This window comes from Mesorhizobium qingshengii, from assembly GCF_027563465.1.
GTDB lineage: Bacteria > Pseudomonadota > Alphaproteobacteria > Rhizobiales > Rhizobiaceae > Mesorhizobium > Mesorhizobium qingshengii_A.
On sequence record NZ_JAPFQA010000001.1, the window covers coordinates 38,316 to 50,223 of the forward strand.

General features: G+C 63.0%; 13 protein-coding genes. 8 read left to right on the top strand and 5 right to left on the bottom strand.

Annotated elements, in window-relative coordinates; genetic code table 11:
• The first annotated feature begins 72 nt into the window (after window positions 1-72).
• From OOJ09_RS00190 to OOJ09_RS00200, 3 genes are all read left to right on the top strand, one after another.
• Entirely contained in the window at window positions 73-525 is a 453-nt protein-coding gene (locus OOJ09_RS00190) for a TspO/MBR family protein (RefSeq protein WP_269903249.1), read from the top strand.
• A gap of 98 nt (window positions 526-623) precedes the next feature.
• Window positions 624-1,082, top strand: coding sequence for a PaaI family thioesterase (locus tag OOJ09_RS00195; protein ID WP_269903250.1), 459 nt, complete (start codon window positions 624-626; stop codon window positions 1,080-1,082).
• A 204-nt stretch (window positions 1,083-1,286) separates the two neighbouring features.
• Entirely contained in the window at window positions 1,287-1,925 is a 639-nt protein-coding gene (locus OOJ09_RS00200; RefSeq protein ID WP_269903251.1) for a 5'-methylthioadenosine/S-adenosylhomocysteine nucleosidase, read from the top strand.
• Between the two features lie 12 nt (window positions 1,926-1,937).
• Here the strand turns inward: OOJ09_RS00200 and OOJ09_RS00205 are convergent, their stop codons facing one another.
• Window positions 1,938-2,255 (bottom strand): hypothetical protein, encoded by a 318-nt coding sequence (locus tag OOJ09_RS00205; RefSeq protein WP_269903252.1) that lies wholly within the window; start codon window positions 2,253-2,255, stop codon window positions 1,938-1,940.
• Window positions 2,256-2,340: 85 nt separating this feature from the next.
• Here OOJ09_RS00205 and OOJ09_RS00210 point away from each other — a divergent pair, with 85 nt between their 5' ends.
• Window positions 2,341-2,844, top strand: coding sequence for a MarR family winged helix-turn-helix transcriptional regulator (locus OOJ09_RS00210; protein ID WP_269903253.1), 504 nt, complete (start codon window positions 2,341-2,343; stop codon window positions 2,842-2,844).
• 55 nt (window positions 2,845-2,899) lie between these two features.
• Window positions 2,900-4,462, top strand: a complete 1,563-nt coding sequence (gene guaA, locus OOJ09_RS00215) for a glutamine-hydrolyzing GMP synthase (protein ID WP_269903254.1) — start codon at window positions 2,900-2,902, stop codon at window positions 4,460-4,462.
• Window positions 4,463-4,716: 254 nt separating this feature from the next.
• On the opposite strand, the gene OOJ09_RS00220 is transcribed toward guaA, so the two are convergent.
• Entirely contained in the window at window positions 4,717-5,316 is a 600-nt protein-coding gene (locus OOJ09_RS00220; RefSeq protein ID WP_269903255.1) for an NADPH-dependent F420 reductase, read from the bottom strand.
• Window positions 5,317-5,489: 173 nt separating this feature from the next.
• Window positions 5,490-6,227 carry an SDR family NAD(P)-dependent oxidoreductase gene (locus tag OOJ09_RS00225; RefSeq protein WP_269903256.1) on the bottom strand — a complete coding sequence of 246 codons (738 nt, stop codon included), beginning with the start codon at window positions 6,225-6,227 and terminating at the stop codon, window positions 5,490-5,492.
• Window positions 6,228-6,496: 269 nt separating this feature from the next.
• Here OOJ09_RS00225 and OOJ09_RS00230 point away from each other — a divergent pair, with 269 nt between their 5' ends.
• Window positions 6,497-7,393, top strand: coding sequence for a LysR family transcriptional regulator (locus OOJ09_RS00230; protein WP_269903257.1), 897 nt, complete (start codon window positions 6,497-6,499; stop codon window positions 7,391-7,393).
• 372 nt (window positions 7,394-7,765) lie between these two features.
• A complete protein-coding gene (locus OOJ09_RS00235) occupies window positions 7,766-8,269 on the top strand; it encodes a hypothetical protein (protein WP_269903258.1) in 504 nt (167 codons plus the stop codon).
• Window positions 8,270-8,463: 194 nt separating this feature from the next.
• Here the strand turns inward: OOJ09_RS00235 and OOJ09_RS00240 are convergent, their stop codons facing one another.
• Both OOJ09_RS00240 and OOJ09_RS00245 read right to left on the bottom strand, forming a co-directional pair.
• Window positions 8,464-9,447 (bottom strand): membrane dipeptidase, encoded by a 984-nt coding sequence (locus OOJ09_RS00240; protein ID WP_269903259.1) that lies wholly within the window; start codon window positions 9,445-9,447, stop codon window positions 8,464-8,466.
• Window positions 9,444-10,892 carry an aldehyde dehydrogenase family protein gene (locus OOJ09_RS00245; protein WP_269903260.1) on the bottom strand — a complete coding sequence of 483 codons (1,449 nt, stop codon included), beginning with the start codon at window positions 10,890-10,892 and terminating at the stop codon, window positions 9,444-9,446. The genes OOJ09_RS00240 and OOJ09_RS00245 overlap by 4 nt, the downstream gene beginning before the upstream one ends.
• Before the next feature lie 100 nt (window positions 10,893-10,992).
• On the opposite strand from OOJ09_RS00245, the gene OOJ09_RS00250 reads away from it, so the two are divergent.
• Entirely contained in the window at window positions 10,993-11,901 is a 909-nt protein-coding gene (locus tag OOJ09_RS00250) for a LysR family transcriptional regulator (RefSeq protein WP_269903261.1), read from the top strand.
• The last annotated feature ends 7 nt before the right edge of the window (window positions 11,902-11,908 follow it).

The following is an 11,908-nucleotide window of genomic DNA, read 5'->3' on the forward strand; positions in this document are numbered from 1 at the left end:
GCTGCCGTTGACAGGTGGCGATGCCGCCCCAGTTGCAGATGCGCGCCTCATGCCGCCATCAGGGGGGAATCCTTGCAAAGATACCTGACGCTTCTGCTCTTCCTCATCCTGGTGCTGGGTGGAGGCCTGCTGATCGGCTACGCAACGCTGCCGGGCGCCTGGTATGCATCGCTGGCCAAGCCGCCGTTCAATCCGCCCAACTGGATCTTCGGGCCTGCCTGGACGCTACTCTATGTGCTGATCGCCGTGGCCGGCTGGCGGACATGGCTGCGGCAGCCGACTGGAACCGAGATGAAGATCTGGGGCGTCCAGCTGGTGCTGAATTTTCTATGGTCGCCGACCTTCTTCGGCGCCAGGATGATCGGTCCTGCCCTGGTCGTCATTGTGCTTCTTCTCGCCAGCATTGTGCTGTTCATTGCCAGGGTCTGGAACCGCGACCGGCTTTCCGGCTGGCTGTTCGCGCCATATGCGGCATGGGTGGCATTCGCCACTTTGCTCAACGCATCGCTTCTCTGGTTGAACTAGCACACCCCCGGGATCGTTTTGTTGCAGTGCAGCAAAAGCATTTGCCTGCCGCCCATGCCTCTGCAATAAGCTTGTCCGCATAAAGGAAGGCAACGGCCATGGCAGCAAAGATCGTACCCGCCCCGGACTATGAAGACCGCGTCAGGACATCCTTCGCGCGCCAGAAGGCAATGGCGACGATCGGCGCCGAGCTGACCCTGGTGACGCCCGGCATCATCGAGATCGAGATGCCTTATTCGGCGGCACTGACCCAGCAGCACGGTTTCCTCCACGCCGGCGTCATCTCGACGGCGCTGGATTCTGCCTGCGGCTATGCCGCCTTCTCGCTGATGCCGGAAAGCTCCAGCGTGCTGACCATCGAATTCAAGGTCAATCTCCTGGCACCGGGCAAGGGCGAGCGCTTCCTGTTTCGCGGCTCGGTGACCAAGCCCGGTCGTACCATCATCGTTGCCGATGGCCAGGCCTATGCCTTCGCCACCGATGGCGAGGCGAAGCTGATCGCCACCATGACCGGCACGATGATGACCGTGGTCGGACGTGATGGGATCGAAGGGTGAGTGGTCGGTTCGCCGCAGGCGAATTCATCGTGCCGGTGGCGCGATGAAAGGTGACGAACGCCGGGGAGCTGCCGGAGGCAGCGGGGCCTCGGCCGGGCAGGAGCCGAACGCCCGAAGCCAAGGTGAAGGGCCGGGACCGGTGAGGGCACATCGCCTTTCTTCCCTTCCGGCGTAGGTGGCAGGGGCCAGCAGGAGCAGATCACCGTGACCGGAAAGCTGACGAGATTATCGGGCAAGGACGTCCTCTTCGTCATGGCGGCGCAGGCTGAATACGGTCCGCACCTCAACCGGCTCTTCACGCCACTGATGACGGGCGTCGGGCCGGTCGAGGCCGGCGTCAGGCTGGGCGCCGAACTCTCCTGGCTGAAGTCCGAGAGGACCATGCCGGACCTCGTCGTGTCGCTTGGCTCGGCCGGCAGCCGGACGCTGGAGCAGACGGAGATCTACCAGGCCAGCTCGGTCGGCTATCGCGACATCGACGCCTCGCCGCTCGGGTTCGAGAAGGGCGCGACGCCCTTCCTCGACCTGCCGGTGACGGTGCCGCTGCCGTTACGCATTCCAGGCATAAGGGAGGCCACGCTGTCGACCGGAGGCGCGATCATCACCGGCGCCGCCTATGACGCAATCGCGGCTGACATGGTCGACATGGAGACCTTCGCCTGCTTGCGCGCCTGCCAGCGGTTCGACATCCCGCTGATCGGGCTGCGCGGCATTTCCGATGGTGCCGCCGATCTGCGGCATGTCAATGACTGGACCGAATATCTGCACGTCATCGACGAGAAACTGGCCGGGGCGGTCGGGCTGCTGGAACAGGCGATCGGCGATGGCCTGCTCAGCACCTGACCGCGAATCGGATCAAGCGGCCAAGCGCGCGGGATCGCCGAAATCGATGCGCGAGATGCGCCCGCGCACCGCGCCGTTCGCATCGACATAAGCGATTGTTCCCGGCGAATGATCGAGTTTCCACGCGCCGGTGGGACCGTCCGTCCATTCGACCTTGTAGCCGTCGTCGAGTAGCATCCAAAGTCCATGGAACAGAGTGCCATCCGGCAGCAGCATATGCGCCCGGTTCTCGTCTTCGTAGTGGATGAAGGCATCCTTGCCGCCCATGTCGATGACATGCGTGGTGCCGATCATGATAACGGCCAGCGTATTCCTGTCGAGAATTGTCATGGTTCCTGTCCGCGTGCTTGAGTTCGAAAGAGCCTCGACGGGATGAATGTCGTCAAGTATCTTGACTATATGGAGTTCGGACAGAATGGTCAAGGAGCTTGACGAAAATCCCGAGGCGCTGCCCGATCACGTCGGCTGGCGGCTATGGCAGGCAAGCCGTGCCTGGCAGGCTGAATTCGCCGCCGCGATGCGGGCCGCCGGTCATGGCTGGTTCACCGAAGCACGTGCTGGCCTGCTTGGGCATATCGAAAGGAGCGGCATACGCCAGTCGGCCTTGATCGAACGCTCGGCAATCTCCAAGCAGGCGATCCAGCAACTGCTCGATGGCCTCGAGGCGGAGGGCATTGTCGAGCGCCTGCCCGATCCGCACGATGGCCGCGGCAAGCTGGTGCGCTATACGAGCAAGGGGCTGGACGCCTTGCGCGACGGCGATCGGGTCAAGATGGAGATCGAGCGGCACTATGTCGATCGCATTGGCGAGGAGCGGTTCACGGCGCTGATGGGTGCTTTGCGGGCGCTTGTGGCCGGACAGGCTGCGGCAATGGATGAAGACGCTGGCGTTGAAGGTGAAGTCGTGGAATCGAAGTGACAGCAAGGCCTCGCAACCCATTGCGCCGACTCATTTCTTTCTCTAAACGCTCGCCATGAAAACAGCCAATCATCCCGACACCGTCCTGATTGTCGATTTCGGCAGCCAGTTTACGCAGCTCATAGCCCGCCGCATCCGCGAGGCGGGCGTGTTTTCCGAGATCGTGCCGTTCCAGTCGGCCGAAGCGGCGTTCAAACGCATCAATCCCAAGGCGGTCATCCTGTCGGGCGGTCCCGCCTCGACGTCGGATATCGGCAGCCCGCGCGCGCCGCAGATCGTCTTCGACGCAGGCGTGCCGGTGCTCGGCATCTGCTATGGCCAGATGGCCATGTGCGTACAGATGGGTGGTGTCGCCGAAAGCTCGGACCATCGCGAGTTCGGCCGCGCCTTCGTCGAGATCGAGAAGGACAGTCCGCTGTTCGACGGCCTGTGGGCGACCGGCCAGCGCCACCAGGTATGGATGAGCCACGGCGATCGCGTCATCTCCCTGCCCAGGGGCTTCGAAGTGTTCGGCAAGTCGGAAGGCTCGCCCTTCGCCATCTTCGGCAATATCGAGCGCAAGATGTACGGCATCATGTTCCACCCCGAGGTGGTGCACACGCCGGATGGTGCCCGGCTGCTGCGCAACTTCGTCCACAACATCGCTGGCATCGAGGGCGACTGGACGATGCGTGCCTACCGCGAGCACGCGGTCGAGGCGATCCGCAAGCAGGTCGGCAAGGGCAAGGTCATCTGCGCGCTGTCGGGTGGGGTGGACTCGTCGGTCGCTGCGCTTCTGATCCATGAAGCGGTCGGCGACCAGCTCACCTGCATCCTCGTCGACCACGGGCTGATGCGCAAGGATGAGGCCGCCGGCGTGGTGGCGATGTTCCGCCAGCACTACAATCTGCCGCTGATCCTGGTCGATGCCTCCGACAAATTCATCTCGGCGCTGGAAGGTGAGGCCGACCCGGAGAAGAAGCGCAAGACCATCGGCCGGCTGTTCATCGAGGTGTTCGAGGAAGAGGCGAAGAAACTTGGCGGCGCGGACTTCCTGGCGCAAGGCACGCTCTATCCGGACGTCATCGAAAGCGTCTCCTTCACCGGTGGTCCGTCGGTCACGATCAAGTCGCACCATAATGTCGGGGGCCTGCCCGCGCGCATGAACATGCAGCTTGTCGAGCCACTGCGCGAGCTTTTCAAGGACGAGGTGAGGGCGCTTGGCAAGGAGCTCGGCCTGCCCGAAAGCTTCATCGGCCGCCATCCGTTCCCCGGTCCTGGTCTCGCCATCCGCTGCCCGGGCGGCATCACCCGCGAAAAGCTGGAGATCCTGCGCGAGGCCGACGCCATCTACCTCGACGAAATTCGCAAGGCCGGTCTCTACGACGCCATCTGGCAGGCCTTCGCCGTGCTGTTGCCGGTGCAGACCGTCGGCGTCATGGGCGACGGCCGCACCTATGAATTCGTCTGCGCGCTACGCGCCGTCACCTCGGTCGACGGCATGACGGCGGATTTCTACCACTACGACATGGCCTTCCTGGGGGCGGCTGCCACCCGCATCATCAACGAAGTGCGCGGCATCAACCGCGTCGTCTACGACGTCACATCGAAGCCGCCCGGCACCATCGAGTGGGAGTGAAGGGGAGTACCGTGGCGAGTATCGGATAGCAGGGGACACTCGAGCGAATCCTGGGCCAGCGATGGCAGCCGACAGATTCCAGGCGAGCCGCAGATCTGCCGCTCTGTCGGGCGTCTCCCCGCTCTTCGAATGGCGCCCATCCGCCGTCAGGCCACTTCGCGACTTCGTGGCCTTCAAATATTCGGTCGCGCGCTGCTCGAAGACGTTAGCGCGCGCGACCGGTTCTCGGCATCGATCACGCGGCCGTAGATCGATTACTGCTCCCTCTTGAACAAATCCTGGAAGATGAGCTGGCCCCAGGTGCGGCCGCGTGCGTGCACCAGCGCGCCACCTTCGCTGAGCTTTCCCAGCTTGACGGGTGCGAACCCGAGTTGTTTGGCCAAGGCCGCCACGGGAGCGATCGCGTCCTCGTCGTCGCTCGACAGAAAGACTACCCGGTGGCCGCCCTCGACGGCCGGATCGGTAGCCAGGATGGCCGCAACCAGGTGATTGAAACCCTTCACGAACCTGGCGCCGGTGAATGACTTCGCAACGAAGGCGGAGGACGGGAGGCCGTCCAGCTCCTCAAGGGGAACCAACGCGTTCATCGCGTCGATGACCGTCTTGCCTTTCCAGTTTGGCAGGGCCTTGGCGACCTCGCGATGCTCCCCGAACGGGACCGCCAGGATGATTGTGTCGGCCTCGAGTGCATCCCGCAGCGACTTGGCGACGACCGTGGGTCCAATCGCCCGAGCCTGCGGCGCCAACGCCTCGGGCGGCCGGCGGCTCGCGACGGCCACCTTGATGTTTTTACGGGCGAAGGCGTGGGCGAGAGCCTGGCCTACCGCACCGAATCCTACAATCGCATAGCTCATAATACTTCTCCAATCCTTGTTAAAACTAAGGTTCGCAAAGCGAACGTTGGTCAGGTTGCTCGCCCAATCGATCAAGTTCAGCGTGCACGCCTGGGAACGAGCAGCGTCAGCGCTCTAGGCTCCGCACCTGGTGATCCCGCGAATGGAGGGCCAACCGCGGGACGGTGTCGGGGTCAGACCTGCGACATGCCCCCGTCGACAACGAGATCGATGGCCGTCGTGAAGCGACTGTCGTCCGAGGCGAGATAGAGGACCGCGGCCGCGATCTCCTTGGAAAGCCCAAAGCGTCCCAACGGAACCAGCGAGACGAAGAAGTCCGTCAACTCTTTGGCAATTCCGGCGAAGGCAGCCGTGTCGCCGATCGCTCCCGGGCTAATGCTGTTCACCCGGATCTTTCGGCCCTTCAAGTCGTTCGCCCAGCTTCGCGCGAACGACCTGACCGCCGCCTTGGCACCCGCGTACACGCTTGCTCCACCATATCCCTTGAGGTGCGAATTCGAGGCGTTGAGGATGATCGAGCCGCCATCGCGCATCAGGGGTAGCGCCTTTTGGACGGTGAACAGCGTACCGCGGACGTTGAGATTGAGCGTATCGTCGACCAACTGCTCCGAGATCAACCCTATCGGCTTGTCGACTTCTCCGCCGCCGGCGCTGGCGAAGATGATGTCGATGTGGCCCTTTGTGGATTTCACCTTCTCGTAGAGCCGGTCGAGGTCCGCCAGGTTGGCGGAGTCGGCGCGCACGCCGGTCACGTTGCGGCCAATCGCCTTCACCGCCTCGTCGAGGACCTCCTGCCGCCGGCCGGTGATGAACACATAGGCCCCTTCCTCGACGAATAGTTTCGCCGTCTCAAGCGCCATACCGGAGGTACCACCCGTGATGACTGCAACCTTACCTTCAAGCTTTCCCATACCTTCTCCTGTCGTGGTGTCGGGACAGCATCTGGCCCCGAGACCCTCGAAATGGCTCCGCCGGCATCAGTTGTTGAGTGCGGAAGCGCGCACATCGGTGGTGCAAAATTGATCCGGCCAGTCGACTGACGCCAGCTGGGACGATCGGTGTCCGTCGGTCGGAATTGGGCCGGGCTCGTCGACATAAGCTTTGATGACCGCCCGTACTGCTGTACGATGCGTTGCATAGGGGATTTTGGAAGGCGCACCGCGCGGTGCAGGATTGCACCATGATCGATTGGGATGACATTCGCTACTTTCTTGCCGTGGCGCGCGGGGGCTCAGTGCGGGCTGCCGCCGAGCGCCTCGGGGTGTATCACTCGACCGTGCTGCGACGCATCGCACAGCTCGAGGAACGCCTCGGGGCGCAGATGTTCGAAAAGCTGCCTTCGGGCTACCGCCTGACGGCTGCGGGCGAGGAGGTCCTCGAGCTCGCGAACCAGATGGAAGCGTCGTCACACCTGCTGGAGACGCGCGTCTTCGGGCGCGACCAGAGCGTGCGCGGGCTTCTGCGGGTGACGTTGGCTCCGACCCTCGCGACACACCTGCTCATGCCGGACTTCGCCGATTTCGCGCGTCTGCATCCGGACATAGAGATGGAAATCTTGTCGTCCGGTGAGCTGGCAAATCTGACCAACCGAGAGGCCGACGTGGCGATCCGCGTCGTCTACGACCGCAAAACCCTGCCGCTCAATCTTCACGGCCTGAAGGGACCGGAGCTGTTCGGCGGCGTCTACATGTCCTGCGATCGACTGGCCGCATGGCGTGCGGGCGCGCCTGATCCCTTCCGGTGGATCGTCATAAGCATTCATGGAATTCCGGATTGGGCCAGCGAAGGTGAGGTTCGCACCACGGGGGTTCCATTCAGGGCCACGGATGCCGAGGCGCAGATCGTTGCTGTACGGCAAGGGCTCGGGATCACGACACTGCCGTGCTTCGCCGGAGATGCCGACCCCCTGCTGGTGAGGGTGCCGGGCACCGACCTGCACATGTACGGAACGCTCTGGCTTCTCACACAGGGGGAGACACGCAAGACGAAGCGCGTGCGGCTCTTCACGGAGTTCGTATCCCGCAGGCTCGCCGCGTACGCTCCGCTTCTCGCGGGGCTGTCCATATCGAGCGACTGACGCCCGGCAGGTCGCCGAAATTCTCCTTTAAATTCAAGAGCGAGAATTTCTGACGGATTCGGGATATGGTTCTTCGTCGTCAGGGGACGATTTTCCTCGATGAATCAATGCGTTATGATGCTTCAGAAGAATCGAGTGGGAGTAGGGCGCTGCAGGCTGTTACAAACAGTCGGCGGATTGTCCCTCCACCCCACATTCACACCTCGGTGGACTCAGCATCGGACTCCTTCCTAAGCAGGCTGACTGGTCTGAAACGCAGTCGGGTGCGGATGCAAAACGCTATACGCATTGCATAGGGCGGCGGCGTAGAATGACGTGCGATTAGGTGGGTCTGCTGCCCGCTGATAGCTCGCGAACAAGGTGGAGAATTCTATGAGGAACACGATGCTGGGTTTCGTGGCGCTTGCCCTGGCCGCCTGCCAGTCGGCTCCTGCAGTGCCCCAAACGGGCGCTCCCGCGTCAGATCCTGTTACCGTTCCTCCTCAGCCCGCCTTGAATCCCGGCGCAATTCCTTCGGGCTCGGCGCTCATGGATCAATCCGTGACGATCACTCCCCCTGCGAAGGGCGTCCCGACAAGGTACGCCGCATTTTCGGGTATCTGGGCTGGACGATTGGAGGGGACGTATGAAGCCAAGGTCGCTGTGCAGACGATTTCTCCGAATGGCGAAGTGACAGTCACCTTTGCCTGGGGGAATCTGGGCGATAACAATCCGGGAGAGGCCGCCGGCGCGGGAAGAATTGCGGGGAAGACATTGAAGCTTGGGCGCCTGCCGAATGGCGCCGACGTCAGTCTTGTGATGCTGCCCGATGGAACCTTGGCCGGAACCTATACGCTTGCCGGCCAGACCTACACGGGCGTGTTCGTCAGGCAGTGATCAAGGAAGCATCTAGACCAGTGAAGGACACAGTCTCAGGCAACTCCATCAGCCGGTCAGCTTCTCGAAATCCCTACGCCGTGAGCGCATGGTCTTTGGCCAGCAAGTACCAGTCTGTACCCAAGCTCCGGAACTCCGACAACGACGCCGAGGCATAAAGACTGTTCTGGAAAGCTCGGCTTGAAGGTCACCTGTCACACCGCAGAAGGCAGGCTAACCGTTATGAAACGATGCCAAGCGGCGCCGAGTACGAAAGAGGTTTCAGCTTCACCGAAGCCCGCCGAACGAAGGCCTTCCGAAACCTTGGGAAAATCGAGGTTCGATCCGAACCAGGAAGGTTGCGGCGGGAAGCTTGCGGCCGCCTGTGCCTGGCGGGTCCAGCGGCCCTCGCGCATCCAGCGCACAACGCTGTCAGGTTGGCCCTGGCAAAGATCCGAGCCGATGCCGAGATGCTCCGCTCCCATGATCTGAGCGGCTTCCGCGGCCATTTCCCCAAATTGTCTCAGCGTCGTGTCCGAGCCGTTCGGAAGATGCAGCGGATAGAGCGAAAGGCCGAGCAATCCCTGCTGTTGGCGGAGCGCCTGCAGGACGGTCCTGGAAACATTGCGGTTGCTGTCGCAGAGCCAGCGAGGATTGGCGTGGCTGATCACCACCGGCCGTTGCGAAAGCGAGATCGCTTCCAGAGCCGTTCGCTCACCCGCGTGCGACAGATCTATGATCATGCCAAGCCGGTTCATTTCGGCGATCGCCTCACGCCCCATCCGCGTTACGCCGCTGTCCTCCTTTTCCATCCAGCCGCAGCCCAGCAGGGACTGATTGTTGTAGGTGAGCTGCATGAAGCGGATGCCGAGATCGAAGAGCATTTCGATCAGGCCAATGTCGTCTTCGATCGGCATTGGGTTCTGCAGCCCGAGAAAAATCGCCGTTCGGTTCGTGGCGCGGGCACGCTCGATGTCGCCGCTGTCGCGCGCCAACAGGATGAGGTCCTCGTTGTCGCGAAAGCGTGTTCGCCAATCCACCAGGTGCCGCACCGTCTCGCGGAAGCCTTCATGGTAGCCGACCGTGGCGTGGACCGCGGTCAACCCGCCCTGGCGCATCTCTCGAAAAATCTCGCGCGACCAGTTGCAGTATTGCAGCCCGTCAATGCGCACCTGAGGTGCATCGGAAGCGGCGGTCATTCGGCCGTGCCCGCATGGATGTAGGACGTCTTCACCTGGGTGTAGAACTCGACCGCCGCGCGCCCCTGCTCACGCGGGCCGTAGCTGGAGGCGCGAACGCCGCCGAACGGCACATGATAATCGGTGCCGGCGGTCGCAAGGTTGACCATGACGCAGCCGGAGCGCGACGCGTGGCGGAATTTCGTGGCGCGCCCCAAGGAGCGCGTGGCGATACCCGCGGTCAGCCCATAGGGAGTGTCGTTGGCGAGGAAGATGGCCTCGTCGAGATCCCCAGCGGCAATGACGCAGGTTATCGGCGCGAACATCTCCTCCTGGTTGATCCGCATGCGCGAGCGTCCGTTCAGGAAGACAGTGGGTGCCATGTAGTGGCCCCGATGCGCCCGATCGAGCGCTTCGCCCCCCGTCGCAAGCTCGGCACCCTCGCTTTTGCCGAGCGCCACATAGTCGAGGTTGGCGGCCAGTTGCCCGGCGCTGACGACCGGCCCCATCTGGATACCGGGCTCCAGGGCATGGCCGACCTTCAAGGCCTTTGTTTTCGCCAGCAGTTTCTCGACGAAGGCGTCGTGGACCGGTCGATGGACGATCAGGCGGGACGCCGCCGTGCACTTCTGGCCCGAACCGCCAAAGGCGCCGTTCACGGCGAGATCGACCGCGCAGTCGAGGTCCGCGTCGTCCATTATCACGAACGGATTCTTCGACCCCATTTCGAGCTGAAGCTTCACAAACCGCGCGGCAGCCAATGCCGCGATACCCGACCCGACGGCGCCGGAGCCGGTGAAGCTCAGGCCCTGTATGTCGGCACTCGCGGCGAGTTCGCGACCGATCGCCGATCCCGGTCCCATCACGAGGTTGAACAGGCCTTTCGGGATTGCCTGCCGGCTGATGATCTCGGTCAGAGCCCAGGCGCTGGCCGGGGTGACGCTGGCGGGCTTCCAGACCACCGCATTGCCGAAAGCCAGTGCCGGCGCGATCTTCCAGGACGCCGTGGCGATGGGAAAGTTCCAGGGCGATATGATCGCGACGACGCCGAGAGGCTCACGCTCGATCAGGACATCGACGCCGGCCCGGACGGAATCGCCCGAAGAGCCGAGATTGCGCAGCGCCTCGGCGGCGAAATAGGTGAAGAATTGTCCGGCTCGATAGACCTCGCCGACGCCCTCGGCCAGAATCTTGCCCTCCTCGCGGGAAAGCAATTCGCCAAGCTCCTTCGAGCGCGCCATCAATTCACGCCCGATGGCATCCAGAACCGCCGCCCTCGCTTCGAGCCCAGCGGCTGCCCACTGCGCCTGCGCGCCCTGGGCCGCCGACACGGCGTCGTGGATGTCGGAAGGGCGAGCCCGGGCAAAGCGCCCCACGATGTCGGTCACGTCCGACGGATTGCTGTCCTCCACCCAATCGGCGCCGTCGCGCCACTCCCCCGCAACGAAGTTCTGACCGTTCAGCATCGTGTTCGACCTGCATCAATTCGGTTGACAACGACCTAACCAATGCGGTGAACTTCAATCAAGCTCAATTTTTGGCACAAATGTTCAGGCAAGCTTAACAGTGAGCAAAACCATAAGCCTCACCGGCATGCGAAGCTTCGTCGCGGTCTGCGAAACAGGAGGCGTGCGTGCCGCCGCGGATCGCATCGGCCGCACGCCGTCTGCCGTGTCGATGACTCTCAAACAGCTTGAGGACGACATCGGCGCGCCATTGTTCGAGAGCGAGCGCAAGGGCGCGCTCTCGCCGGTGGGCCGCATCGTCCTGGACGAGGCGCGCGCCATGATCGCCCACTACGATCGCGCCTGCCTGGCGATGACCAGCTATGCGGCGGACCGGCAGGGTCGCTGCGACGTCGCAAGCGTGCCATCCGTGGCGGTGACCTTGCTGCCGCGAGCGATAGCCCAGCTTCGCGCCGAGGGCAGCAAGTTCGACATTCACGTTCGCGACAGCGATTCCAACGCCATCGTCGAGGCGGTCGAAAACGGCATGGTGGAGGTCGGCCTGTGTGTGCTCGCAACGAAGAGGCCGCAGCTCAGTTTCGAGCCACTGTTTCATGAGCCGCTCGATTTCGTCTGCCCCGTCGATCATCATCTGGCAAAATCGAAGCGTCCGTTGAAATGGTCGCAGCTTGATGGCGAGAGCTTCATCCACAATGGCGCAGCCGCGGCACTTGGCATTGCGCAGACCGAGGCGCTTGCCGCGAGCTCCAGGCTCACCGCGACCAATGTGAGCTCCAACCTGGCGATGGTGGAGGCAGGGCTCGGCGTCACGATCCTGCCCCGACTTTGCCGCTGGAAATGCAGTCACGCGGTGCGCTTCGTGCCACTTGCCGATCCGCGTTCAAGCCGGACGGTCGGCTGGATCGCCAAGGCGGGCAGAAATCTGCAACCCGCGGCACGGCGGTTCGTCGAATGCATTCGCCTCCAGACACAGGCGAGCGAAGGAGAATTCGGCTATGCCGCGGCATGATTGGTGG

Bases quoted from the DNA above. Each gene is read 5' to 3' on its own strand.
- OOJ09_RS00195 (WP_269903250.1), top strand. From the start codon at position 624: ATGGCAGCAAAGATCGTACCCGCCCCGGACTATGAAGACCGCGTCAGG.
- OOJ09_RS00205 (WP_269903252.1), bottom strand. From the start codon at position 2,255: ATGACAATTCTCGACAGGAATACGCTGGCCGTTATCATGATCGGCACC.
- OOJ09_RS00210 (WP_269903253.1), top strand. From the start codon at position 2,341: ATGGTCAAGGAGCTTGACGAAAATCCCGAGGCGCTGCCCGATCACGTC.
- guaA (WP_269903254.1), top strand. From the start codon at position 2,900: ATGAAAACAGCCAATCATCCCGACACCGTCCTGATTGTCGATTTCGGC.
- OOJ09_RS00220 (WP_269903255.1), bottom strand. From the start codon at position 5,316: ATGAGCTATGCGATTGTAGGATTCGGTGCGGTAGGCCAGGCTCTCGCC.
- OOJ09_RS00225 (WP_269903256.1), bottom strand. From the start codon at position 6,227: ATGGGAAAGCTTGAAGGTAAGGTTGCAGTCATCACGGGTGGTACCTCC.
- OOJ09_RS00230 (WP_269903257.1), top strand. From the start codon at position 6,497: ATGATCGATTGGGATGACATTCGCTACTTTCTTGCCGTGGCGCGCGGG.
- OOJ09_RS00235 (WP_269903258.1), top strand. From the start codon at position 7,766: ATGAGGAACACGATGCTGGGTTTCGTGGCGCTTGCCCTGGCCGCCTGC.
- OOJ09_RS00240 (WP_269903259.1), bottom strand. From the start codon at position 9,447: ATGACCGCCGCTTCCGATGCACCTCAGGTGCGCATTGACGGGCTGCAA.
- OOJ09_RS00245 (WP_269903260.1), bottom strand. From the start codon at position 10,892: ATGCTGAACGGTCAGAACTTCGTTGCGGGGGAGTGGCGCGACGGCGCC.